Origin of the sequence: Streptomyces sp. NBC_00989 (genome assembly GCF_045162655.1) — a bacterium.
Classification (GTDB): Bacteria; Actinomycetota; Actinomycetes; order Streptomycetales; family Streptomycetaceae; genus Streptomyces.
This window is the reverse complement of sequence record NZ_CP108728.1, coordinates 4301017-4325207: the sequence shown is the minus strand read 5'-3', so window position 1 is coordinate 4325207 and position 24191 is coordinate 4301017. Positions and strand designations below refer to the sequence as shown.

Annotated in this window: 23 protein-coding genes; 17 read left to right on the top strand and 6 right to left on the bottom strand. The window is 71.1% G+C overall.

All coding sequences use genetic code 11. The features are described 5' to 3' along the window. The first annotated feature begins 73 nt into the window (after positions 1 to 73). The 4 genes from OG714_RS18620 to OG714_RS18605 all read left to right on the top strand — a co-directional run bounded on the left by OG714_RS18620 (position 74) and on the right by OG714_RS18605 (position 6847). On the top strand, positions 74 to 3658 hold the full coding sequence (locus OG714_RS18620; protein ID WP_406122346.1) for a UvrD-helicase domain-containing protein: 3585 nt from the start codon (positions 74 to 76) through the stop codon (positions 3656 to 3658). A gap of 10 nt (positions 3659 to 3668) precedes the next feature. Next, positions 3669 to 5081: a dipeptidase gene (locus OG714_RS18615; RefSeq protein WP_406122344.1), complete on the top strand. Its 1413-nt coding sequence runs from the start codon at positions 3669 to 3671 to the stop codon at positions 5079 to 5081. Positions 5082 to 5235: 154 nt separating this feature from the next. Beyond that, positions 5236 to 6180 carry an NAD(+) diphosphatase gene (nudC, locus tag OG714_RS18610; RefSeq protein ID WP_019058345.1) on the top strand — a complete coding sequence of 315 codons (945 nt, stop codon included), beginning with the start codon at positions 5236 to 5238 and terminating at the stop codon, positions 6178 to 6180. 31 nt (positions 6181 to 6211) lie between these two features. Then, positions 6212 to 6847: a class I SAM-dependent methyltransferase gene (locus OG714_RS18605; RefSeq protein WP_406122342.1), complete on the top strand. Its 636-nt coding sequence runs from the start codon at positions 6212 to 6214 to the stop codon at positions 6845 to 6847. 105 nt (positions 6848 to 6952) lie between these two features. Here the strand turns inward: OG714_RS18605 and OG714_RS18600 are convergent, their stop codons facing one another. Then, on the bottom strand, positions 6953 to 7195 hold the full coding sequence (locus OG714_RS18600; RefSeq protein WP_406122341.1) for a mycoredoxin: 243 nt from the start codon (positions 7193 to 7195) through the stop codon (positions 6953 to 6955). Positions 7196 to 7379: 184 nt separating this feature from the next. Here OG714_RS18600 and OG714_RS18595 point away from each other — a divergent pair, with 184 nt between their 5' ends. From OG714_RS18595 to OG714_RS18575, 5 genes are all read left to right on the top strand, one after another. Further along, positions 7380 to 9575 (top strand): ATP-dependent DNA helicase UvrD2, encoded by a 2196-nt coding sequence (locus tag OG714_RS18595; protein WP_406122339.1) that lies wholly within the window; start codon positions 7380 to 7382, stop codon positions 9573 to 9575. A 168-nt stretch (positions 9576 to 9743) separates the two neighbouring features. After that, positions 9744 to 10061 (top strand): hypothetical protein, encoded by a 318-nt coding sequence (locus tag OG714_RS18590; RefSeq protein ID WP_406122337.1) that lies wholly within the window; start codon positions 9744 to 9746, stop codon positions 10059 to 10061. A gap of 174 nt (positions 10062 to 10235) precedes the next feature. Continuing rightward, positions 10236 to 10604, top strand: a complete 369-nt coding sequence (locus OG714_RS18585; RefSeq protein ID WP_019058340.1) for a WhiB family transcriptional regulator — start codon at positions 10236 to 10238, stop codon at positions 10602 to 10604. Further along, the gene (locus tag OG714_RS18580) at positions 10601 to 10930 is read left to right on the top strand and encodes a hypothetical protein (RefSeq protein ID WP_406122335.1); all 330 of its coding nucleotides are present in this window, start codon (positions 10601 to 10603) and stop codon (positions 10928 to 10930) included. The genes OG714_RS18585 and OG714_RS18580 overlap by 4 nt, the downstream gene beginning before the upstream one ends. A gap of 134 nt (positions 10931 to 11064) precedes the next feature. Next, a complete protein-coding gene (locus OG714_RS18575; RefSeq protein ID WP_406122333.1) occupies positions 11065 to 11274 on the top strand; it encodes a hypothetical protein in 210 nt (69 codons plus the stop codon). Between the two features lie 49 nt (positions 11275 to 11323). Here the strand turns inward: OG714_RS18575 and OG714_RS18570 are convergent, their stop codons facing one another. Then, positions 11324 to 12712, bottom strand: a complete 1389-nt coding sequence (locus OG714_RS18570) for an ABC1 kinase family protein (protein ID WP_406122331.1) — start codon at positions 12710 to 12712, stop codon at positions 11324 to 11326. Beyond that, positions 12705 to 13931, bottom strand: a complete 1227-nt coding sequence (locus OG714_RS18565) for a ThiF family adenylyltransferase (protein ID WP_406122330.1) — start codon at positions 13929 to 13931, stop codon at positions 12705 to 12707. The genes OG714_RS18570 and OG714_RS18565 overlap by 8 nt, the downstream gene beginning before the upstream one ends. Before the next feature lie 218 nt (positions 13932 to 14149). On the opposite strand from OG714_RS18565, the gene OG714_RS18560 reads away from it, so the two are divergent. The 4 genes from OG714_RS18560 (at position 14150) to OG714_RS18545 (ending at position 18000) form a co-directional block, all read left to right on the top strand. Next, positions 14150 to 14746: a M48 family metallopeptidase gene (locus OG714_RS18560; protein WP_328679205.1), complete on the top strand. Its 597-nt coding sequence runs from the start codon at positions 14150 to 14152 to the stop codon at positions 14744 to 14746. Between the two features lie 113 nt (positions 14747 to 14859). Next, entirely contained in the window at positions 14860 to 16536 is a 1677-nt protein-coding gene (locus tag OG714_RS18555) for a TerD family protein (RefSeq protein WP_406122328.1), read from the top strand. An 11-nt stretch (positions 16537 to 16547) separates the two neighbouring features. After that, the gene (locus OG714_RS18550; RefSeq protein WP_406122326.1) at positions 16548 to 17228 is read left to right on the top strand and encodes an AIM24 family protein; all 681 of its coding nucleotides are present in this window, start codon (positions 16548 to 16550) and stop codon (positions 17226 to 17228) included. 16 nt (positions 17229 to 17244) lie between these two features. After that, entirely contained in the window at positions 17245 to 18000 is a 756-nt protein-coding gene (locus OG714_RS18545) for an AIM24 family protein (RefSeq protein ID WP_406122324.1), read from the top strand. A 76-nt stretch (positions 18001 to 18076) separates the two neighbouring features. Here OG714_RS18545 and OG714_RS18540 read toward each other — a convergent pair whose 3' ends face one another. Together OG714_RS18540 and OG714_RS18535 are read right to left on the bottom strand one after the other, a co-directional pair. Then, positions 18077 to 18598 carry an NUDIX hydrolase gene (locus OG714_RS18540; protein WP_406122322.1) on the bottom strand — a complete coding sequence of 174 codons (522 nt, stop codon included), beginning with the start codon at positions 18596 to 18598 and terminating at the stop codon, positions 18077 to 18079. Further along, positions 18595 to 20034 (bottom strand): zinc-dependent metalloprotease, encoded by a 1440-nt coding sequence (locus tag OG714_RS18535; protein WP_406122320.1) that lies wholly within the window; start codon positions 20032 to 20034, stop codon positions 18595 to 18597. The genes OG714_RS18540 and OG714_RS18535 overlap by 4 nt, the downstream gene beginning before the upstream one ends. A gap of 192 nt (positions 20035 to 20226) precedes the next feature. Between OG714_RS18535 and OG714_RS18530 the strand changes: the two genes are divergently transcribed. The 4 genes from OG714_RS18530 to OG714_RS18515 all read left to right on the top strand — a co-directional run bounded on the left by OG714_RS18530 (position 20227) and on the right by OG714_RS18515 (position 23358). After that, complete coding sequence (locus OG714_RS18530) at positions 20227 to 21339, top strand: SDR family oxidoreductase (protein WP_033282043.1); 1113 nt, start codon at positions 20227 to 20229, stop codon at positions 21337 to 21339. Between the two features lie 112 nt (positions 21340 to 21451). Then, on the top strand, positions 21452 to 21913 hold the full coding sequence (locus OG714_RS18525) for a molybdenum cofactor biosynthesis protein MoaE (RefSeq protein ID WP_406122318.1): 462 nt from the start codon (positions 21452 to 21454) through the stop codon (positions 21911 to 21913). Positions 21914 to 22042: 129 nt separating this feature from the next. Then, the gene (locus OG714_RS18520) at positions 22043 to 22207 is read left to right on the top strand and encodes a hypothetical protein (protein ID WP_406122317.1); all 165 of its coding nucleotides are present in this window, start codon (positions 22043 to 22045) and stop codon (positions 22205 to 22207) included. Positions 22208 to 22260: 53 nt separating this feature from the next. Then, a complete protein-coding gene (locus OG714_RS18515; protein ID WP_406122315.1) occupies positions 22261 to 23358 on the top strand; it encodes a PDZ domain-containing protein in 1098 nt (365 codons plus the stop codon). 147 nt (positions 23359 to 23505) lie between these two features. Here the strand turns inward: OG714_RS18515 and OG714_RS18510 are convergent, their stop codons facing one another. After that, positions 23506 to 24048, bottom strand: a complete 543-nt coding sequence (locus OG714_RS18510) for a PPA1309 family protein (RefSeq protein WP_406122314.1) — start codon at positions 24046 to 24048, stop codon at positions 23506 to 23508. Positions 24049 to 24191 lie beyond the last annotated feature (143 nt).

Sequence of the window (24191 nt, the reverse complement as noted above, 5' to 3'; positions counted from 1 at the left end):
CTGACCTGCGCTTCTTCTGCCCCTGAGGGCGATTGGTCCTCGACTGTCAGTGGCCGCCGCTAGCCTCTCCGACATGCCCGCCCGTATCACCGATCCCGATCAGCTCAAGGAGCTCCTCGGCATCCCCTTCACCCCGGAGCAGACGGCCTGCATCATCGCGCCGCCCGCCCCGCAGGTGATCGTGGCCGGAGCCGGGTCGGGCAAGACCACGGTGATGGCGGCCCGCGTGGTGTGGCTGGTCGGCACCGGCCAGGTCGCCCCCGAGCAGGTCCTCGGCCTGACCTTCACCAACAAGGCCGCCGGTGAACTCGCCGAGCGCGTCCGCAAGGCGCTCATCAAGGCGGGCGTCACCGATCCCGACGTCATCGACCCGGACAACCCTCCGGGCGAGCCCGTGATCTCGACGTACCACGCCTTCGCGGGCCGCCTCCTGACCGACCACGGCCTGCGCATCGGCCTCGAACCAACAGCCCGCCTGCTCGCCGACGCCACCCGTTTCCAGCTCGCCGCGCGCGTGCTGCGCGAGGCCCCCGGCCCCTACCCGGCACTCACCCGCTCCTTCCCGGACCTCGTCAGCGACCTCCTCACCCTCGACGGCGAGCTGTCCGAACACCTCGTACGCCCCGAGGAGTTGCGCGCGTACGACGCCGAGCTGCTGCGCGACCTGGAGGGCCGCAAGCTCAGCAACGCCGAGCTGCGCAAGGTCCCCGAGGCGGCCGCCGCACGGCGTGAACTCACCGAGCTGGTGAGCCGCTACCGGACCGCCAAGCGCGAGCGCGACCTGCTCGACTTCGGTGACCAGATCGCCCTCTCCGCGACCCTGGCCCGCACCCGCCCAGAAGTCGGCGAGATCCTGCGCGACGAGTTCCGGGTGGTGCTGCTCGACGAGTACCAGGACACCTCGGTCGCCCAACGCATCCTCCTGGCAGGCCTGTTCGGCGCCGGCACGGGCCACCCGGTGACCGCGGTCGGCGACCCCTGCCAGGCGATCTACGGCTGGCGCGGCGCGTCCGTCGCCAACCTCGACGACTTCCCTGAGCACTTCGCACACGCCGACGGCCGCCTCGCCGCCCGCCAGTCGCTCAGCGAGAACCGCCGCAGCGGCGGCCGCCTCCTCGACCTCGCCAACAACCTCGCGGAACCCCTGCGCGCCATGCACGCGGGCGTGGAGGCCCTCCGCCCGGCCCCCGGCGCCGAGCGCGACGGCATGGTCCGCTGCGCGCTGCTGCCCACCCACACCGAGGAGATCGGCTGGCTCGCCGACTCCATCGCCCACCTCGTACGGACCGGGAAGGCACCCGGCGAGATCGCCGTCCTGTGCCGCACGGCCACCGACTTCGCCGAGATCCAGGGTGCCCTCGTCGCCCGCGACATCCCGGTCGAGGTGGTCGGGCTCTCCGGGCTGCTGCACCTGCCCGAGGTCGCCGACCTCGTCGCCGTCTGCGAAGTCCTCCAGGACCCCGGCGCCAACGCCTCCCTGGTCCGGCTGCTGACCGGCCCACGCTGGCGCATCGGCCCGCGCGACCTCGCCCTCCTGGGCCGGCGCGCCCGCCTCCTGGTGACGCACACGCGCGTGGGGGACGACGAAGACCCCGACCGCCGACTCGCCGAGGCCGTCGAGGGGGTCGACCCCTCCGAGGTGATATCGCTCGCCGACGCCCTCGACACGTTCCTGGAGACACCCCTCTACGGCGCCGACCGCACCGGGGACGACGACGGGCTGCCCTTCTCACCGGACGCGCGCGTGCGCTTCGCCCACCTGGCCACCGAACTGCGCGACCTGCGCCGCTCCCTGTCCGACCCCCTGATGGACGTCCTGCACCGCGTCCTCGCCGTCACCGGCCTGGAGGTCGAACTGGCGGCGTCCCCGCACGCCCTGGCCGCCCGCCGCCGCGAGACCCTGTCGAACTTCCTGGACGTCGCGGCCTCCTTCGCCGCGGGCGACGGCGAGGCGACCCTGCTCGCCTTCCTCGGCTTCCTGCGCACCGCCGCCCAGTACGAGAAGGGCCTCGACAACGCGCTGCCGGGCGGCGAGAACACCGTCAAGGTGCTCACCGCGCACAAGTCCAAGGGCCTGGAATGGGACGTCGTGGCTGTCCCCGGCCTGGTCACCGGGACCTTCCCCAGCAGCCAGGGCCGCGAGAAGTGGACCGCCCAGGGCAAGGTCCTCCCGCACACGCTGCGCGGCGACACCGCCACCTTGCCCGACGTGGCCTCCTGGGATGCCAAGGGCCTGAAGGCCTTCCACGAGGCCATGAAGGACCACCAGCACACCGAGGAACTCCGCCTCGGCTACGTCACCTTCACCCGCCCCCGCTCCCTGCTGCTCGGCTCCGGCCACTGGTGGGGTCCCACCCAGAAGAAACCCCGCGGCCCCTCCGACTTCCTACAGGCCCTCCACGACCACTGCGCTGCCGGGTACGGCGAGATCGAGGCCTGGGCGGACCGGCCCGAGGACGACGCGGAGAACCCCGCCCTGCACACGGCCACCGCCGACCAGGCCTGGCCGCTGCCCCTGGACGACACCGCGCTGGCCCACCGCCGTACGGCGGCCAGGAGGGTCCTGGAGCACCTGGAGCACCTCGCCTCCCACGACGAGGGCCACCCCGCGGCCACGCACGACCCGAACGCCCACGACGACCCGGACTGGCCTCCACCACCGGAGGACGACGAACCTCCTTACGAAGAGCCCCCCTTCGGGGAGCCTCCCTATGAGGAGTCCCTCCCGGACACTGCGGCCGAAACCGAGGCCGCAGCCGAGAACGCCCTCCCGGAGGACGACCCCGCCGACTGGGACGCCTGGACCACGGACCGCCCGACCGTCCCGCACCAGGCGACGGCCCCGCACTCCGCCGAACACTCCAGTGCGCCAGGGGGCGCGCGCCCGCACCCCACGGAACCGCCCGGGAGCCGCCTCACCCCCGAGGAGGCCCGCGCCATCGCTTCCTGGGACCGCGACCTCGACGCCCTCACGGGGGAACTCCTGCGCGCCCGCCGGGGAGTCACCGACGTCCCCCTGCCGGCCTCCCTCACGGCCACCCAGTTGATGCTTCTGGCCGCCGACCCGGACGCGCTCGCCCAGGAACTCGCGCGCCCGCTGCCGCGCCCACCGCAACCCGCCGCACGCCGGGGCACCCGCTTCCACGCCTGGGTGGAGTCACGCTTCGAAGAGCTGACCCTGCCCATGCTGGAGCCGGACGAACTGCCCGGCAGCGAGGCCGAGATCGCCGACGAACGCGACCTGGAAGCCCTCAAGGAAGCCTTCGAACGCACCGAGTACGCCCGGCGCACGCCCTACCGCGTCGAGACCCCCTTCGAGCTCGCGATCGCCGGCCGCGTCGTACGGGGTCGTATCGACGCCGTCTACAGACAGGGCGACGGCGACGGGGTGACGTACGAGGTCCTCGACTGGAAGACCAGCCGCACCCGCACCGCCGACCCGCTCCAGCTCGCGATCTACCGGGTGGCCTGGGCCGAGCGGCAGGGCGTGCCCCTGGAGGCGGTCACGGCCGCGTTCCTGTACGTGCGCGGCGGCGAGGTCGTACGGCCGGACAACCTCCCGGACCGGGCCGCGCTGGAGCGGCTGCTGCTGGAGGAGCCGGGCGCGCAAGCAAACTGTGAGGAACCGCCCACCGAGGATGTCAGTGCGGGCCGATAGGCTCGTGACCATGAGCCACACCGTTGACAGTGCCGTCAGCGCGGTCCGCACGTACATCGAGCAGCACCGCGCAGCCTTCCTCGACGACCTCGCCGAGTGGCTGCGCATCCCGTCCGTGTCGGCGCAGCCCGACCACGCGCCCGACGTCCGGCGCAGCGCGGACTGGCTCGCCGCCACACTCCGGAAGACCGGCTTCCCGACCACCGAGGTCTGGCCGACTCCCGGCGCCCCCGCCGTCTTCGCCGAATGGCCCTCCGACGACCCCGAGGCACCCACGGTCCTCGTCTACGGCCATCACGACGTCCAGCCCGCCGCCCGCGAGGACGGCTGGGACAGCGAGCCCTTCGAGCCCGTCGTCCAGGAGAACCGCCTCTACGCGCGCGGGGCGGCCGACGACAAAGGCCAGGTGTTCTTCCACACACTCGGCGTCCGCGCCCACCTCGCCGCCACCGGCCGCACCGCCCCCGCCGTCCACCTGAAGCTCCTGATCGAGGGCGAGGAGGAGTCCGGCTCCCCGCACTTCCGGGCGCTCGTCGAGGAGCACGCCGACCGGCTCGCCGCCGACGCCGTGATCGTCTCCGACACCGGCATGTGGTCCGAGGACACCCCCACGGTGTGCACTGGTATGCGCGGCCTCGCCGAGTGCGAGATCCGGCTGCACGGCCCCGACCAGGACGTCCACTCCGGCTCCTTCGGCGGTGCCGTGCCCAACCCGGCGACCGCCGCCGCCCGCCTCGTCGCCGCACTGCACGACGAGCACGCACGCGTGGCCGTCCCCGGCTTCTACGACGGCATCGTCGAACTCACCGACCAGGAGCGCGAGCTCTTCGCCGAGCTGCCCTTCGACGACAAGGAGTGGCTGCGCACCGCCAAGTCGCACGCCACCCACGGCGAGGCCGGACACACCACCCTGGAGCGCATCTGGGCCCGCCCCACGGCCGAGGTCAACGGCATCGGCGGCGGCTACCAGGGCCCCGGCAGCAAGACGATCATCCCGTCCTCGGCCATGGTGAAGCTCTCCTTCCGGCTGGTCGCGGGACAGGACCCCGACCACATCGAGAAGGCCGTCCGAGCCTGGGCCGACGGGCAAGTACCCGACGGAATCCGGCAGGAGATCACGTTCAGCGCGGCCACGCGCCCGTGCCTGACGCCTCTGGACCACCCGGCGCTCCAGTCGGTCGTCCGCGCCATGGCCCGCGCCTTCGAGAAACCCGTCCTCTTCACCCGCGAGGGCGGCTCGGGACCGGCCGCCGACCTCCAGGAAGTCCTCACGGCACCCGTTCTCTTCCTGGGCATCTCCGTCCCCTCCGACGGCTGGCACGCCCCGAACGAGAAGGTCGAACTGGACCTCCTCCTGAAGGGCGTCGAAACCACCGCCCACCTGTGGGGAGACCTCGCCGACACCTGGCGCCGCGCGCCCTGACGAACCCGCGATCCGGAACGGCTACGCGCGCGAGGCACACTGGAAGAACCGCCCCGCACACCCCGTCCCCGCCGGACCCGGTCGCCTCCTGCCGTACGTCCCGCTGAACCGCCCGCCGAAACAATCCGCATTGCCGGGGGAGTTGGAAGCACCCGTGACCACCTGGACCGACCACACAGCCGACCGACCCATCTCGCTCACCGCCCCGAGCGGCATCGACCGAGCCGCCCACCACCGGCTCGACGAGGCCTGGCTCGCCGCGGCATGGAGCCACCCCACCACCCGCTGCTTCGTGGTCTCCGGCGGCCAGGTCCTCATCGACGAGACACCCGACGGCAAGACCGAACTCGTCATGACCCCGTCCTTCGAGGCCCCCCTCACCGAGGCGCACCGCTACTTCCTGGGCACCGACGACGACGGCGTCAGCTACTTCGCCCTCCAGAAGGACGCCCTGCCCGGCCGTATCGACCAGTCGGCGCGGCCCGCGGGCCTGCGCGAGGCCGGCCTGCTGCTGTCACCCCGGGACGTGGGCCTGATGGTGCACGCGGTCGCCCTGGAGAACTGGCAGCGCCTGCACCGCTTCTGCTCCCGCTGCGGCGAGCGCACGGTGATCGCCGCGGCTGGCCACATCCGCCGCTGCCCGGCCTGCGGCGCCGAGCACTACCCGCGCACCGACCCCGCCGTGATCATGGCCGTCACCGACGAGGAGGACCGCATCCTGCTCGGCCGCCAGGTCCACTGGCCCGAGGGCCGCTTCTCGACGCTCGCCGGCTTCGTGGAGCCCGGCGAGTCCATCGAGCAGTCGGTGCGCCGCGAGGTCTTCGAGGAGGCCGGCATCACCGTCGGCCACGTCGAGTACGTCGCCAGCCAGCCCTGGCCCTTCCCGTCCAGCCTCATGCTGGGCTTCATGGCCCGCGCCACCTCGACCGACATCAACGTCGACGGCGACGAGATCCACGAGGCCCGCTGGTTCTCCCGCGAGGAACTGCGCGCGGCCTTCGAGTCCGAAGAGGTGCTGCCGCCGTACGGCATCTCGATCGCGGCCCGTCTGATCGAGCTCTGGTACGGCAAGCCGCTGCCGACGCGGACCTTCGTCTGAGGGGCCCAGGAGGCCGGACGACGGGGCGCGGATGAGTGGGGTGCGGATGGCCGACCCGTACTGGAACCACAACGTCCACTACCACCCCGTGGTGGTGGACGCCGTGCCCGACGGCTGCCGCGCCGCCCTGGACGTCGGCTGCGGGGACGGCCTGCTGGCCCGCAAGCTGGCGAGCAGGGCCGGCTCCGTGACGGGCGTGGACCGCTCGCCGCAGATGATCCGGCTCGCCCGCGCGGACGTGCCGGAGAACGTCACCTTCGTGGAGGCGGACTACCTAGACGGCCCCTCGCCCGACTCACCCGACTCACTCGACGAAGGCACGTACGACTTCGTCAGCGCGGTCGCCGTCGTCCACCACACGGAGTTCGAGGACGCCGTCGGACGCCTCGTGCGCCTGACGGCTCCCGGCGGCCGACTGGTGATCGTCGGCCTGGCGTACAACAAGACGCTCCCGGACTGGGTGATCAGCGGTTGCGGGCTGCCCGTGAGCCGGTTCCTGGCCCGACGACACGGCGGGAAACTCGGCCCCGTCGGCATGCCGATCGAGGACTCGGCCATGTGCTGGGGAGAGGTCCGCGAGGCCGTCCGGCGCCTGCTGCCCGGGGCCCGGTTCCGGCGACGGCTCCTGTGGCGCTACGTCGCCGTGTGGGACAAGCCGGTCGCGTGAGGAGAACGACCAGCACGAGGAGAACAACCGACACGAGGAGAACGACAAAAAGGCGGCCCCTGACATCAGGGGCCGCCTTCCGCGGAGCCGCGCGCGGAGCGTCGGTCAGGCGCCGATCTTCTGCTTGACCTGGGCCAGCGAAGGGTTCGTAAGCGTCGAACCGTCTTCGAACAAAACCGTGGGGACCGTCTGATTCCCGCCATTCGCCTTCTCGACGAACGCCGCGGAATCCGGGTCCAGCTCGATGTTGACCTCGTTGTACGCGATGCCCTCGCGGTCCATCTGGCTCTTCAGCCGACGGCAGTAACCGCACCAGGTGGTGCTGTACATCGTCACGGTGCCCGACATTCTCTCGCGCTCCTCAACAGCTCAGGGGATAGGTCCTCGCAGTGGAGGGAACGTACGCGACGCACCCGCCATTCCCGCCGGGGGTATCCCGTGGCACGTGACGCCTGCCGCATTAGTACGACTGCGGGTGCCTCCCTGTGGACAACCGACTCACCGGTCTCCGGCGACCTGGCAGCATGGCCGTGTGACAGCAGCAACGCACTCCTCCCTCTTCCCGCAGGTACCGGACTCGGCCGACGCGGTGCTCGAAGGACTCGACCCCGAGCAACGCGAGGTGGCCACCGCCCTGCGCGGTCCGGTGTGCGTGCTGGCGGGCGCCGGCACGGGCAAGACCCGGGCGATCACCCACCGCATCGCCTACGGAGTGCGCGCCGGGGTCCTGCAGTCCTCCAGCGTGCTGGCCGTCACCTTCACCAACCGCGCAGCAGGCGAGATGCGCGGCCGGCTGCGCCAGCTCGGAGCCACCGGAGTGCAGGCACGGACGTTCCACTCGGCCGCGCTCCGCCAGCTCCAGTACTTCTGGCCGAAAGCGATCGGCGGCAGCATGCCCCGGCTCGTCGACCGCAAGATCCAGCTCGTCGCCGACGCGGCGGCCGCCTGCCGCATCCGCCTCGACCGCGGCGAACTGCGGGACGTCACCGCGGAGATCGAGTGGTCCAAGGTCACCCAGACCGTTCCCTCCGACTACGCGGCCGCGGCGGCAAAGGCGGGCCGCGACGTCCCCCGCGCCCCCGCCGAGATCGCCCAGCTCTACGCCACCTACGAGGACGTCAAGCGCGACCGCGCGGTCATCGACTTCGAGGACGTCCTGCTGCTCACCGTTGCCGTCCTTCAGGACCGGCACGACATCGCCGAGCAGGTCCGCTCGCAGTACCAGCACTTCGTCGTCGACGAGTACCAGGACGTCAGCCCGCTCCAACAGCGCCTCCTGGAGCTGTGGCTGGGCGATCGCGACAGCCTGTGCGTCGTCGGCGACGCCAGCCAGACGATCTACTCGTTCACCGGAGCGACGCCGGACCACCTTCTCGACTTCCGCACCCGCCACCCCGGCGCCACCGTCGTCAAGCTGGTCCGCGACTACCGCTCCACACCCCAGGTCGTCCACCTCGCCAACGGCCTGCTCTCCCAGGCCAGCGGCCGGGCCGCCGACCACCGGCTGGAGCTGATCTCCCAGCGCACCGCGGGCCCCGAACCCGTCTACGTCGAGTACAGCGACGAGCCCGCCGAGGCCGAGGGCGCCGCCCGCCGCATCCGCGACCTCATGGGCGCGGGCGTCCCGGCGAGCGAGATCGCGATCCTGGTCCGCACGAACTCACAGTCCGAGACCTACGAACAGGCCCTCGCCGACGCCGGGGTCCCCTACCAACTGCGCGGCGCCGAGCGGTTCTTCGACCGCCCCGAGGTCCGCAAGGCCGGCATCGCCCTGCGCGGCGCGGCCCGTTTCGGCGGCAACGACTCCCTCCTCGACGACGTCATCGACCTGCCCTCCCAGGTCCGTGCCGTCCTCTCCGGCGAGGGCTGGACCACGGAGCCCCCGGCCGGCTCCGGCGCCGTCAGAGAGCGCTGGGAGTCTTTGGCGGCCCTGGTCAACCTGGCCCAGGACTTCGCCGCGGCCAGACCCGGAGTCACCCTCGCCGACCTGGTCGCCGAACTCGACGAGCGGGCCAACGCCCAGCACGCCCCGACCGTCCAGGGCGTCACCCTCGCCTCCCTGCACTCGGCCAAGGGCCTGGAGTGGGACGTCGTCTTCCTGGTCGGTGTCGCCGAGGGCATGATGCCCATCACCTACGCGAAGACCGACGAACAGATCGAGGAGGAGCGCCGGCTCCTCTACGTCGGAGTCACCCGCGCCAGGGAGCGGCTCCACGTCTCCTGGGCCCTCTCCCGCTCACCCGGCGGCCGCCCCAACCGCCGCCCCAGCCGCTTCCTGGACGGCCTGCGCCCCGGCTCGACCGGCGTCGCGGGCAGACCCGGCACCGTCGCCCCCGGAAGCATCGAGCGCGGCTTCACGGGCGCGCCCAAGGCCGTACCGCGCCGGGCGCAGCGCACGGTGGCCCGCTGCCGGGTCTGCGGCCGCACGCTCACCGAGGCCGGCGAGATGAAGCTGATGCGCTGCGAGGACTGCCCCTCCGACATGGACGAGGGCCTCTACGAGCGGTTGCGCGAGTGGCGGGAGGTCCAGGCGCAGCGCAGCGGCCAGCCCGCCTTCTGCGTCTTCACCGACAAGACGCTGATGGCGATCGCCGAGACCGTCCCCGACGACGACGGCGAACTCGCGCGGATCCCCGGCGTCGGCGTCCGCAAGCTCAACCGCTACGGGGCCGACGTCCTGGCCATCTGCGGCGGTCAGGAGCCTGCGGAGGGCGTCGCGGAGGACTGATTCAAACTCGTCGAGAAAATAGTTTGCGCATGCCCCAGCAATCCCCATAGGTTCTTAGACACGGGAACAGGGGGCCTTCTCGAAGGCCCTGATTCCGTGCTGTACTTGCATATCCGAAGGACCGGTCTCACCCCCGGTCCCCCGAGACGCCGAGAGGAGGCGATTCCAGTGATCAGCATCAACACCAGCTACGCCAGCACCGTGAAAATGACCGATCCCTCGGTCGTCTCCCTGTGCATCCTCGGCGTTTCGAACCTGGGCACCGGTCTGTCCGGCATCTCTGCCGCCCGTCCGGCGTCCGCCGTGTCTCTCGCGGTTCTTCCCATCCGTGAGCGCAATGAGCGACCGACCAAGGCACTGGAAGCAGTAGGGGCACAGGCGCAGGCCTATGCCTTTGCACCCGGTGCCGGAAGCCGGAAGCAGACGACGCAGCACCACCAGATGTGGGCCTTCCGTGGGCCAGAACCCTGGAGTGATCCAGCCTGATTCGATCAGGCCGGCGCCTTCAGGGCCGCGGAACCCCATCCGGGATCCGCGGCCCTTCTGTTTTCCCCGAACGGGGACGACGGAGCGAAGGGGCCTCGGGACAAGAAAAGAACCCGGTACCAAGCCGACAACCGGCCCAACAGGGCCGGACCGACCAGACGAGGAAGAACAACCGTGCAACTCGAAGCGCACGCCCCGTCCGTACCGCCTTCCGAAACGATCCCCCCGCCCGGCCTCACGGAGGACTCCACCTTGACTCCGCTCACTACGCTCACCGCGCTCGACGACGCCATCGAGAACCTGGGCGTGCCCGTCCCCTGCCGTTCCTACGACCCGGAGGTCTTCTTCGCCGAGTCGCCGGCCGATGTCGAGTACGCCAAGTCCCTCTGCCGCACCTGCCCGCTGATCGAGGCCTGCCTCGCCGGCGCCAAGGAGCGGCGTGAGCCCTGGGGCGTCTGGGGTGGCGAGCTCTTCGTCCAGGGTGTCGTCGTGGCCCGCAAGCGGCCGCGTGGCCGTCCGCGCAAGAACCCGGTCACGGCATGAACATCACCCTCGGAACGATCGACCGCCCCCTCACGCACGACCCCAAGAAGCAGGCCCCGATGAAGCCGTCCACTCCCAGCGAGCCCGTGGGCTCCGCGATCCCAGACTTCACCACCCCGGGTGCGACCGAGTCGCGCCAGAACAGGACCCGAGAGATGCAACTCATCCCAGAAGCCCTGGCCCGTGCGCATATGCACGAGCGCCTGCACGAGGCCGAGCGGGAACGCCGGGCCATGCGCCTGGTGACCGCCCGCCGGATGCAGCGCAGGGCCGAGCGCGCTTCGATGCGCGCCCGCCGTGCGCTCGCCATGGCCGTCATGCAGTAATCGATCACACCTGAAGCGGTGGCCTCCCGATCCCGGGAGGCGAAAGCTCCCCCGCGGGGCCGGTCCGTCCGAACGGACCGGCCCCGCGGTGCGTTCTGCCCGCCGATCCACGGCCGCGGCGTTATCGTCGCCGCGTGACGAGTCTTCCCGGAGGCAGTGACACCGGCGCCTCCACCACGGAGCCCCGGCCCCTCGTGTGCGCCCGCTGCGGCACCCGGTCCGAAGGCCCACAGCCCACCTGGACCTGCTCCGTGGAGCACGGAACCAGGCACTACTTCTGCGACACCTGCGCCAGGGAGAACCTCAGGGCGATCGAGGGACGGCTGGACTCGGCCTGGTGGTAGGTCGTACTCGCCCTACCACCGACCCGATTCGCGCCGTCCGCGGCTCGGCTCACGCCTCCGCCGCGGGGTCCTCCTCGTCCAGGAACTCCTCGTACTCGTCCGGGTCCTCCGGCACGAACCCCGGCAGCCACTCCTCCAGCTCCTCGCGCAGCCGCACCGTCGCGCCCAACTGACACAGGACGCCGATTGTGCTCAATGTCACCCGGTGTATCAGGAGGTACGCCGGGGGCAGGTTGAGCTGCTTGCCCAACTGGTGGGCGGGGGAGCGGGGGTCGGCGATGCGGGCCGCCTGGCTGCGCATCCAGCTGCGGCTGAAGGTGAACGCGTCGACCTGCGCCGGCTCGATGATCGGCACGAGGTAGTCGAGGACGGCGTCGGGGTCCAGCTCTATCGAGTCCTTGACGAAGCCCTCCGTGCGCAGCAGCTCGTAGACCGCCTCGGCGTCGCCGTCGAGCGTCATGCGCAGGGAGTCACCGATCGGCGTCGGCAGGCCACCCGGGAGGCGGTCGACCGTGCCGAAGTCCAGGACACCCAGTCGCCAGTCGCCCTTGCCGTCCGGGTCGGCGGGCAGCAGACGGAAGTTGCCCGGATGCGGGTCCGCGTGGAGGAGGCCCGTGCGGGCCGGGCCGGAGAAGAGGAAGCGGGCCAGGAGCTGGCCTGCCCGGTCGCGCTGCTCCTGGGTGCCGTCGGCGATCACCTCCGACAGCGGAATCCCGTCGATCCACTCGGTGACCAGGACCTGGTCACACTGGTGGACCACGGCGGGCACCATGACATCCGGGTCGCCCTCGAACTCCTCCGCGTGCACCTGCTGGGCCTGCGCCTCCAGGCCGTAGTCCAGCTCCTCGGAGACCCGGTCGCGGAGCTCGGCGATGAGGGGCTTGATGTCCATCCCGGGGATGAGCGGGCCCAACAGGCGGGCGAAACGGCTCAGTTGGGTAAGGTCGGACAGGAGGGCCTCACCGGCGCCCGGGTATTGCACCTTGACCGCGACCTCGCGGCCGTCGTGCCACACCGCCCGGTGCACCTGGCCGATCGACGCGGCGGCCGAGGGCTTGTCCTCGAACTCCAGGAACAGCTCGCGCCAGTCCTCGCCGAGCCGCTCAGTCAGCACACCGTGCACGGTGCGTGTCGGCATCGGCGGCGCCGCCTCCTGGAGCTTGGTCAGGGCGGCACGGTAGGGACCGGCGACCTCCTCGGGCAGCGCCGACTCGAAGACGGACAGCGCCTGCCCGAACTTCATCGCACCGCCCTTGAGCTCGCCGAGCACCTTGAACAGCTGCTCCGCCGTGCGCTGTTGCAGCTCGCGGCCGACGATCTCCGCGGACTCGCCCACGATCCGTTTCCCGAGCCCCCACGTCGCTCTCCCGGCGAAGCCGAGCGGGAGCGCGGCGAGCTTGGCGGTGCGGGTGACCGCCTTGCGGGGAAGATCAGACATGCGCCCTCCAAGTCCCGGCCGGCCGGGCCGAGTCTGCCTTACGGCGCACATCCCTCGACGGCCGGTCCTCTGCCATTGTCGCGTGTCGATCCTCGTCCGTAGAGGTGTGTCCCTCCTTACCTTTCTTCGCACCCTTCTCCGCGGCTCCGCACGGGCAGGCGGAATGCGCCCAGACCGGCCGCGCGTGCCAGTGCAGACCGGGCAGCGAGACCTCCCACCGCGCGCCCGCGCTCGACGGCGACAGCCCGTCCAGGAAGGCCAGCGCGTGCGCGGCCGCCAGCCCGGCGACGGTCGTGGCCAGCGTCAGATCGCAGGGCCGCACCTGCGGCTGCCTGCCGGAGCGCCACTGCGCGACCAGCCGCGGCCAGGTCGGATCCCGGTCGGTGCGCGCGTGGTGCAGGCAGCCCGCGCAGGACGTCTCGCCGGGCAGGACCAGCGGGCCCACGACTCCCGTGCCCTCCACGACACCGGCGTACAGATGCGGGGTCCCCGAGACGATCAAGCCGGTGGCGTCGGCCGGGTCGGGCGCGTGCACGGCGACGTCGTCGCGCGGGGCGAGGATCACCAGGGAGAAACCGGGGTCGCCCTCCTCCGCCGTGGCCTGCGAGGTCCTGCGCGGCGGGCGGCCCGGTGCCGCCCGGCGTACCGCGCGGCGCGCCGCCTCGTCACGGCGCTCGCCGACCGCCTCGGCGGGCAGCCCGCCCGGCGCGACGTCCCATGGCTCGGTGTGACCGCCGTCGCGTACGTCGATCTCGCCGACCCCCGCGCCCGACAACAGCGCGGCCAGCACCGCGCCCACCCGGCCCGCGCCTCTCACCTGCACCCGCAGTTCGCGACGCGCCGCCAGACGGCCCATCGACTCGCCCGGCTCGCCGGTGATCAGGGAGAGCGACGCGAGGTCCGGGCGCAGGCGGTCGAGGACGTCCTTCTTCGTACGGAGGGCGTCTGCGGCCGGCCCGCCGCCTCGCGCGTCGTCGAGCAGACCGGCCTGCGCCAGTCCTTCCACCAGCTGGTCCACATGGCCCTCGGGCAGATCCATCCGGTGTCCCTCCTCGCGCAGGAGGGGCAGTCCGCGCGTGCCGTTGAGCAGGTCCAGGAAACTGCCCGTCGCCGCGTCCATGGGGCCCAGCGTCATGGCGTGCGCCGGTGTCATCCCGAACTGCACGGTGTTGAGATCCCGCCAGCCGCGCCGCAGCGCGGGCTTCACCATCGGATGCATGACAGGCCCCCGTAGCCCTAGGAAGTGCGTCCCGTGTGCCGGCGGAACCGGTCGGTGCTCCGCCTGCGATGCCAGCCTGCCCGGCCCGGGCGTCGGGTGCAGAAAGTTGTCCACAGGCTGTGGGATTCGTCGTACGAATCAAACGCTTGGTGGCGGATCGATACCGAAACCGCCCCGGAGTCGGGACTTCCCGCGTGTGCAGAGGGTAACGTCGTGCCGTGCCCGCCGACCCACTGCACAGCGCCGGAAAACCACAGCGCAGTACGACGAGCCAGCCGCCAAGCGGCTCGGGGGCGAGCGCGATCGAGGTCCGCAGGAGTGCGCGTCGGCGCAGGACGGTCTCCGCGTACCGCGAGGGCGATCGCACCGTCGTGCTCATCCCCGCCCGCATGTCCGAGGCGGAGGAGAAGCGCTGGGTCACCGTCATGCTCGACAAGCTGGCCGCCCAGGAAAGCAAACGCGTGCTCGGTGACGCGGAGTTGTCCGAGCGTGCCGAGCGACTGTCGGCCCAGTACTTCGACGGCCGTGCCCGGCCCACCTCCGTGCGCTGGGTCACCAACCAGAACACGCGCTGGGGCTCCTGCACGCCGTCCGAGGGCAGCATCCGCCTCTCCCACCGGCTGCAGGGCATGCCCGAGTACGTCGTCGACTACGTGCTGCTGCACGAGCTGGCGCACCTCCTGGTGCCCGGACACGGGCCGCGGTTCTGGCGGCTCCTGGAGGCGTATCCGCGCACCGAGCGGGCCAAGGGCTATCTCGAAGGCGTGGTCGCGGCCGAGCGGCTGCCCCATCCGCCGGGCGCCCGCGACGAGTGAGGCCCCCTTGTGGGGGATTGTGTACCGGGTCTGTACCGACTTACTCCGGTGTCAGAGATTGCCGTTAGCCTGACGCGACGCACTTGCATCGGGATGGGGGACGGTCGTTACGCATGGCCAGGGAATTCCAACGCGGCCACAAGGCCAAGATCAGTGACCTCACCGCGGGCACGGATCTGTACGTAGGCGTGCAGATCACCGGCCCCGGGTTGACGTTCGACATCAGCTGCTTCGGTCTCGACGCCGAGGAGCGGCTCTCGGACGACCGGTACTTCGTGTTCTTCAACCAGCCGAAGTCCCCCGAGGAGTCCATCCAGCTCCTGGGTGCCCAGGCGGGCGACTCGGAGTCCTTCCGGGTCACGCTCGACAAGATCCCGCCGCAGATCCACAAACTGGCGTTCACGGCGACGCTCGACGGCGCCGGGCAGATGTCGCAGATCGCCCCTGGGTACGTCCGGATCGTCGCGGGCGGCGAGGAGGTGGCGCGCTACTCGTTCAACGGGTCGGAGTTCACCACCGAGCGGGCCGTGATGCTGGGTGACTTCTACCTGAAGGACGTCTGGCGGTTCGCGGCCGTCGGCCAGGGCTTCGACGGTGGCCTCGACGCGCTGCTGAAGAACTTCGGCGGCGAGGTCGCGGAGGAGGAGGCGCCCGAGCCGCAGCAGGCGCAGCCCGCGCCGCCGCAGTCCGGTGCCGCCCCCGGCTTCGCCCCGCCCGCGTTCGGCGCTCCCGCGGCACCCGCTCCGGCCCCCCAGCCCGTCGCGCAGGGGTACGCGCCCCCGCCGGCGCCCGCGCCCTCCGTGCACGCCGCGCCGACCATCATCGCGCCCTTGACCCCGCCCGGGGCGGGCACGGTGCCGCCCCCGGGTCCCGTGCCCGCGCCCTACGGCCAGCCGCAGGCGCCGTACGGACAGCAGGCCCCCGGCCAGAGCCCGCCTCCGCCGCCCGGTTACGCGCAGCCCCAGGCTCCGCCCGCGCCGGGCCCGCCGCCCGGCTACGGTCAGCCGACTCCGCCCCCTGGCTACGGCCAGCCGCCCGCGCCTCCCGGCTACGGGCAGCAGCCGCCCGCGTTCGGGCAGGTCCCGGGGCAAGCGGCCGGCTACGGAGTGCCCCAGGGTGCTCCTCAGGGCGCCGGTGTGTCGGCCGCGCTGGAGAAGTTCAAGGAGACGCCCACCGGGCAGCGCTGGACGCAGCAGAACAAGAAGCTCGTCCGCGTCGACCTCGGCATCGGCGGCCAGCCCGTGCTCGCCCGTCAGGGCAGCATGGTGCTCTACCAGGGCAAGGTCGACTTCGGCTACAAGGGCGCCGGGTTCGCCGGCCGGATCGTCGGCAACGCGACCGGCCAGGAGATGCAGCTGATGCGCTGCACGGGCCAGGGCCAGGTGTTCCTCGCCGAGAACTCCACCCACCTGCACCCCGTCGAGCTCCAGGGGGACGCGATCTGCGTCTCCGCCGAGAACGTTCTTGCCTTCGACGAGAGCCTTCAGTACGAAGTCCGGCGCATCGAGGGACACGGCATCCCCGGGGGCGCGCTGTTCACGATGCAGTTCCAGGGGACCGGCACCATCGTCGTGAAGACCCACGGCTCGCCCGTCGTGCTGCCGGTCACGCCGACCACGTTCGCCGACTGCAACGCGGTCGTCGCCTGGTCCGCGGCAGCCCAGGTGATCGTCTCCAGCCAGGTCCGGATGCGCCGTAACGCGTACCCGGGCGACACGGGCGAGAGCGTCAACCTGCAGTTCCGGGCCGCCCCCGGGAACTTCATCGTCGTCCAGCCGTACGAGGTCTGAGGGAGCCCGTCATGAACCAGCCGCTCGCGGGCTATGCCCCCGCACCCGTCTCCGCCCGCATGGAGAACCACGGCAACAACATGCTGAAGGTCGCCATGCAGACCGGAAGCGACCTCTTCGCGCGCGTGGGCTCGATGATCGCCTACGAAGGCTTCATCCAGTACGAGCCCAACCCGCCGGCCGTGCGCCAGATCGCGCGCGACTGGATGACCGGCGAGGGCGCGCCCCTGATGAAGTGCTCCGGGGACGGACTGCTCTACCTCGCCGACTACGGCGCGGACGTCGTCGTGATCAACCTCAACGGCGACGGAATCTCCGTCAACGCCACCAACCTGCTCGCCTTCGACTCCCACCTCACCTGGGGCGTGGAGCGGGTCAAGGGGCTGGCGAAGTTCGCCGGACAGGGTCTGTGGAACACCAAGATCACCGGCCAGGGCTGGGTCGCGCTGACCTCCCGCGGCAAGCCGATCGTCGTCGACTGCGGTGGTGGCGAGGACGAGACGTACGTCGACCCGGACGCGCTCGTCGCCTGGTCCCCGAACCTCAAGGTGAAGGGCAAGCGCAGTTTCAAGGCGCAGTCGCTGATCGGCCGCGGCAGCGGTGAGGCCTACCAGATGGCCTTCTCCGGGACGGGCATCGTCGTCGTCCAGCCCAGCGAGGACAGCACCGACCGTCTCCGGTTCCGGGGCTGAGGGGGGACACGACACCATGCAGAGCCCGCTTTTCGCGTTCAACGACTCGCAGTCCCAGGACCGCTACAGCCTGCAGAACAAGCAGATGCTGCGCGTCGTCCTGGAGGGCCACGACGACATCCTCGCCCGCAAGGGCACGATGGTCGCCTACCAGGGGCTCGTCGAGTTCGACGCCGAGTACCAGAACAACCAGCAGGGACGCGCGCGTGCCTTCACCGGCGAGGGCCTCAGCCTGATGCGCTGCCACGGGCAGGGCACGGTCTTCCTCGCCAACCTCGCCCAGCACATCCACGTAGTGGATGTGGAGCAGGACGGCCTGACCGTCGACAGCAGCTACGTCCTCGCGATGGACTCCTCGCTGCACCACGAGGTCATCGCCGTGGACAGCCTGTACGGCATCTCCGGCTCCGGGAAGTACCAGCTCAACATCACCGGCCGCGGCAAGGTCGCCCTGATGACCTCGGGCGCGCCGCTGATGATGCAGGTCACGCCCGACAAGTACGTCAACTGCGACGCCGACGCGATCGTCGCCTGGTCCACGGGACTGCGTGTCCAGATGCAGGCCCAGACGCACTCCTCCGGGGTGTGGCGGCGCCGCGGCAACACCGGTGAGGGCTGGGAGCTGAGCTTCATGGGCAGCGGTTACGCGCTCGTCCAGCCCAGCGAACTGCTCCCGCCGCAGAACGCCGCGATCGGCCAGGGCGTCGCCGCCCAGTTCGGCATGGGCCAGCACGGCGCGCACGCACAGAACCAGGGCAACGTCTGGAGCTGAGCGTCCGGAAAACCAACGTAAGGGGCGCCCGCAATCGCGGGCGCCCCTTACACGTTCAGCGCTTGCCACACCCGGCTCAGAGCCTGGCGCGCGTCGCCTCCAGCAGCCGTAGGACCGACTCGTCCGCTACGGACGGCACCTCGGCGTAGGGGAACCAGCGCAGGTCGAGGGACTCGTCGCTGATCTCCTGGACGGCGCCGGGGGGTGCCAGCACCGCGTACTGGACGTCGTAGTGGCAGTGGCACGGCGGGGGGATCGGGTGCCGGTCCAGGCGGACCGGGCCGCCCGGGAGCAGGTTCAGTCCGGTGATGCCGGACTCCTCCGTGGCCTCGCGCAGGGCCGCCGTCTCCAGGGAGGTGTCCTCCGGCTCGCAGTGGCCGCCCATCTGGAGCCACATCCGCAGCTTCTTGTGCAGGGTCAGCAGGACCCTGCCGTGCTCCGGGTCGATCACCAGGGCGCTCGCCGTCACATGACCGGCGTGGCAGGACTTCCACATGCCGTCCGGGTGGGCGGCCAGGTGGTCCAGGTAGGTCTGGCGCAGGTCCGTCTGGTCCTCGTAGCTCTTCAGTACGAGGACCGCGTCGTCGTACAGGCTCACTCGGTGTCGTCGTCCTTGGAGTCCTCGTCCTTCGTCAGGTTCGGCTTCTCCGCGGTGCCGTTCGCCGCCTCGCCGAGCATCTTGTCCAGCTCGGAGAAGTCCAGCTGCTCGCGGTGCACGAAGCCGTCCGGGTCGTCCAGGTCGGAGGCCGTCGGCAGCATGTCCGGGTGGGCCCACAGGCCGTCCCGGCCGTCGACACCGCGCGCGTCCGTGAGCGAGGCCCACAGGCGAGAGGCATCGCGCAGCCGGCGCGGGCGCAGCTCCAGGCCGATCAGCGTGGCGAACGTCTGCTCGGCGGGACCACCCGTCGCGCGACGGCGCCGCAGGGTCTCGCGGAGCGCGTCGGCCGACGTCAGACGCGGCTTCGCGGCCGCGTGGACCACCGCGTCCACCCAGCCCTCGACGAGCGCCAGAGCCGTCTCCAGACGGGCCAGCGCGGCCTTCTGCTCCGGGGTGTCCTCCGGCTGGAACATGCCCTGCTGGAGGGCGTCCTGCAGCTGCTCCGGGTTCTGCGGGTCGAACTGGCCGACCACGTCCTCCAGCTTGGCGGTGTCGACCTTGATCCCGCGCGCGTACCCGTCGACCGCGCCGTACAGGTGCGAGCGCAGCCACGGCACGTGCGCGAACAGGCGCTGGTGGGCCGCCTCGCGCAGGGCGAGGTAGAGCCGCACCTCCTCCTGGGAGATGCCCAGGTCCTTGCCGAACGCCTCGATGTTCAGCGGCAGCAGCGCAGCCTTGCCGATCGGGCCGAGCGGCAGACCGATGTCGGTCGAGCCGACGACCTCGCCCGCGAGCGTGCCCACGGCCTGCCCGATCTGCGTGCCGAACATGGCGCCGCCCATCGAGCGCATCATGCCGATCAGCGGGCCCGCCATGGCCTGCATCTCCTCCGGCAGGACGTCACCCATGGCCGCGCCGACGCGCTCGGCGACCGGGTCCACGAGCTCCTTCCACGCGGGCAGGGTCGCCTCGACCCACTCCGCGCGGGACCACGCCACGGCGGTGCCGGCGCCCGACGGCAGCGAGGTCGCGTCGTCCAGCCACAGGTCGGCGAGGCGCACGGCCTCCTCGACCGCGGTGCGGTCGGCGGGACCGATACTCGCGTCCTTCGTGCCGTCCTGCGTGCCCTGGGAGACCGTCTGGCGGGCGATCTGCTTGGCCATGTCCCAGTTCACCGGGCCGCCCTCGTACGAGAGCATCTGGCCCAGCTGCTGGAACGCGGCGCCCAGGTCGGTGGGGTTCAGGGAGCCGAACATGGCTGCGAGCGGATTGTCCGCACCGGGGCCGCCAAAGCCCCCGGCACCGGGCAGCCCGCCAAAACCGAACGGGTTGGCCGGCCCCTGACCACCACCGCTCTCCTGGTCCTTCTTCTTGCCCTCGTCGCCGTCGTCCGGCTCCTCCGGCGGAAGGCCGAATCCGAATGGGGTGTCACTCACGGGATTCCTCGGCTGTTAAGGCCGCCGGTTCTCTCCGACGGCACGACTGCCCTTCAACACCACCCAGCGTAGACACCGCGGGCCGATCGGGCCTCGGTGCTTCGCCGAGACCCGGCCTGCGGCAGGATGGATGCCACCTGGTCCGGACGCGTCACGCGCATCCGTACTGAAGACAACCGCTGGAGACGCCCGGTGAGTTCCCCAGATCCGCAGGTTCGCGCAGCGCGAAACCACTCAACCAGTCCCGCCGTGCGCGGGCCCGTCGTCGCGGTCACCGGCGCCGCGTCCGGGGTCGGGGCGCTGCTGACCGAGCGGCTCGCCGCCTCCGAGGAGATCAAGCAGGTCATCGCCATCGACGAGCGGCGCGGCGAGTGCGCCGCGGCGCAGTGGCACATCCTCGACGTACGGGATCCGGCCATCGCGGAGAAGCTGCGCGGCGCGGACGTCGTCGTCCATCTGGCGCTCGATCTCGACCTGGAGACGGACCCGGCCGCCCGTTCGGCGTACAACGTGCGGGGGACGCAGACCGTGCTGACCGCCGCCGCGGCCGCCGGTGTCCACCGGGTCGTGCTGTGCACCTCGGCGATGGTCTACGGAGCGCTGCCCGACAACGAACTGCCGCTCTCGGAGGACGCCGAACTGCGCGCCACCGCGGAGGCCACCGGTGTCGGCGACCTCCTGGAGGTCGAGCGGCTCGCGCGACGCGCGCCCAGGGCGCATCCCGGGCTCAATGTGACCGTCGTACGCCCCGGAGTGCTCGTCGGAGGCACCGACACCGCGCTGACCAGGTACTTCGAGTCGCCCCGGCTGCTGGTGGTGGCCGGGTCGCGGCCCGCCTGGCAGTTCTGCCATGTCGAGGACCTGTGCAGTGCCCTGGAGTACGCCGTCCTGGAGAAGGTCGAGGGGGAGCTGGCCGTCGGCTGCGACGGGTGGCTGGAGCAGGAGGAGGTCGAGGAGCTCAGCGGCATCCGCCGTATGGAGCTGCCGTCCGCGGTCGCGCTCGGCGCGGCGGCCCGGCTGCACCGGATCGGGCTCACCCCGTCCCCGGCCGGCGACCTGGCGTACACGATGTACCCCTGGGTGGTGAGCGGGAGCCGGCTGCACGACGCGGGCTGGCGGCCGCAGTGGACCAACGAGGAAGTGCTCGCGGAGCTCCTGGAGGAGGTCTCCGGGCGGCACACGGTCGTCGGGCGACGGCTCGGCCGCAAGGACGCGACGGCGGCGGGTGCCGCGGGCGCGACGGTCGCGCTGCTGGGCGCGGCGGCGGTCGTACGGCGGGCGCGGAAGGCCCGGCGGCGGATCTGACCCGCTCCGGAACCACCGATCACCCTCCTGTAGAAGGCTCCAAGTCCCCACACGCGCGTGCTTGGTGAAAGTGCTATTCCTCGCTGTCGGCGGGGTGGGGCACGATGGAGGCATGGCACCCACGATCGACCATCCCGGTGAGCAGGCCGCGCAGGATCCCATCAAGCTGATCGGGATCCGGGAGACGCCGCTCTCCGTGGACGAGGTCTTCAAGGCCGTGGGGGACGATGCCGCCGGTGGGATGGCCCTCTTCGTAGGGACCGTGCGCAATCACGACAGCGGTGCCGATGTCGACGCCCTGGGGTACTCCTGCCACCCCAGTGCCGAGGCCGAGATGCGGCGCATCGCCGAGAAGGTCGTCGCGGAGTATCCGGTGCGGGCGCTGGCCGCCGTCCACCGTGTGGGGGATCTCGGCATCGGGGACCTCGCGGTCGTCGTCGGCGTGTCGTGTCCGCACCGGGGTGAGGCCTTCGAGGCGTGCCGGAAGCTGATCGACGACCTCAAGCACGAGGTGCCGATCTGGAAGCACCAGAAGTTCTCCGACGGCACCGAGGAGTGGGTCGGCGCCTGCTGATGCGCACTCATGTACTTCTCACCCGCCCTCCGGTTGCGTAACCGCCCCCCGGGCACGAGCGTTGTCAGTGGGCTGGCTAATCTGCTGATCAGTCAGTTGAGGTCACTCATCCGGGGTTGGGAGGTCGGCATGGCGGCACTCGCCTGGTTGTTGATTCCGCTGGTGGCTGCGATAGGTGCCGGTCTGTGGGGCAGTTGGGCCAACCGGACCCGCAAGATGCGCAGCGACGGCCCGGAACTGGACGGCTACGCCCGCTTCCGCGAGGCCATGGAGAAGTCCCACTCCGGCACATGATCGGAAGGCGGCCCTGACGGTGCGCTGACAGACGCGTCCCGTACTGTCGTGCCATGCCACGCCGCACCGCGACGATGCTCGCCTCCACCCTGATGCTGATCGCGCTCCTGTGCGCGGGAGTCCTCATCAACGTCCCGTATTCGGAGATGTCGCCGGGCCCGACGGTGAACACGCTCGGGGACCACGACGGCGAGCCGGTGCTGCAGATCACCGGGCGCAAGACCTACGCGGCGACCGGTCACCTGAACATGACGACGGTCCGCGTCACCAGCGCCGACTACAACATGAACCTCATCGAAGCCGTGTACGGCTGGCTCGCCCACGACGACAAGATCGTCCCGCACGACACGCTGTACCCGGACGGCAAGACGGAGCAGCAGTCGACCCAGGAGAACGCCGAGGAGTTCAGCCAGTCCCAGGAGAGCGCCAAGGTCGCCGCCCTGGACCAGCTGGGCGTCCCGGTGAAGTCCTGGGTGATCGTCTCGACGGTCGTCAAGGGCACCCCGGCCGAGGGCAAGCTGCACGCCGGTGACGTGATCAAGGCCGTCGACGGTACGACGGTGAAGCAGCCCGACGACGTCGCGAAGCTGGTCACCAAGCACAAGCCCGGTGAGGACGTCGTGTTCACGATCGTGCCCGCCAAGGAGCAGGCCGCCGCCGTGAAGGCGAACAGGACGGCGACCGCGACGAAGAAGATCACGATCACCACCGCGACCTCCGACGACAGCGGTACGAAGCGCGCCATCGTCGGCATCTCGGCCGGGACCGACCACACGTTCCCGTTCACCATCGACATCAAGCTCGCCGACGTCGGCGGCCCGAGCGCCGGCCTGATGTTCGCGCTCGGCATCTACGACAAGCTCACCCCGGGCGACCTCACCGGCGGCAAGTTCGTCGCCGGCACCGGCACGATCGACGACACCGGCAAGGTCGGCCCCATCGGCGGCATCTCGATGAAGACGGTCGGCGCGCGCAGCAAGGGCGCCCAGTACTTCCTGACCCCCGCCGACAACTGCGCGGAGGCCGCCAAGGACACCCCCGGCGGCCTCAGGCTCGTCAAGGTCAACACCATCAAGGACGCGATCAGCTCCCTGAAGCTGATCAACAGCGGCAAGACCGACGACCTCCCGAAGTGCACCACCAAGGGCTGAACAAGCCTCTTCTCAAAACGAGCCTCTTCTTAAGAAGACCTCGCGTACGACTCAGAAGACCTCGCCTACGACTCCGGGGGCGCCCTCAGACAGAGGGCGCCCCCGGAGTCGTACGCGAGGAACCGGAGTCCTGGCTAGCGGACGACGTCAGTCCTCGAAGGTCGCCGACAGGGCCTCCGCGAGGCCGGGGACCAGGGTGCCGCCCGTGAGGACCTCCGTGGGGGAGTCCTTCTCGCGCAGGCGCAGGGCCGAGTCGCGGGTGCCGTCGCGCAGGACCGCGACCGTCATGCGGACCTCCTGGCGGTCCGGGTGCTGGGCGACCCACTGGGTGAGCTTCTTCTCGCTGAGCCCGTCCGGGACGGAGGCCTCGGCGGACGGCGGCAGCATCAGCCGCTCGACGGTGAGCGCGCAGCCGACGACCGCGTCGGGCCAGGCGATCGTGCCGAGGAACTCGTCCAGCGGCTTTCCGGCCGGGATCTCCTCCTGCTCGATCGGGGTGAGACCGATGGTCGCGGACTCTTCCTGAAGGCCGAGTTGGGCCGCGAGACCGGGTTCCTGGGCCCGCAGCCGCGCGGTGTCTACCAGGGCGAAGAGGCGAGCGGGCTGGTCCCAGCCGAGGCCGGAGGCGTACTCGTCGATCTCGAGTACGGCCCGGGTGAGGGGGTTCGCTGCCATGGGAGTGTTGGACATGGTCACAATCCTGCCTCGTTCATGGCCGGAATCGGGAACCGAGTAAACGGTGAGTAAGTTGCATAGGTGTGGGCCCGCGATCACGCGGGGCTACGGAGGGTCCGCGAAACCGGGGACCTGACGCAACGACAGCGACCAACAGC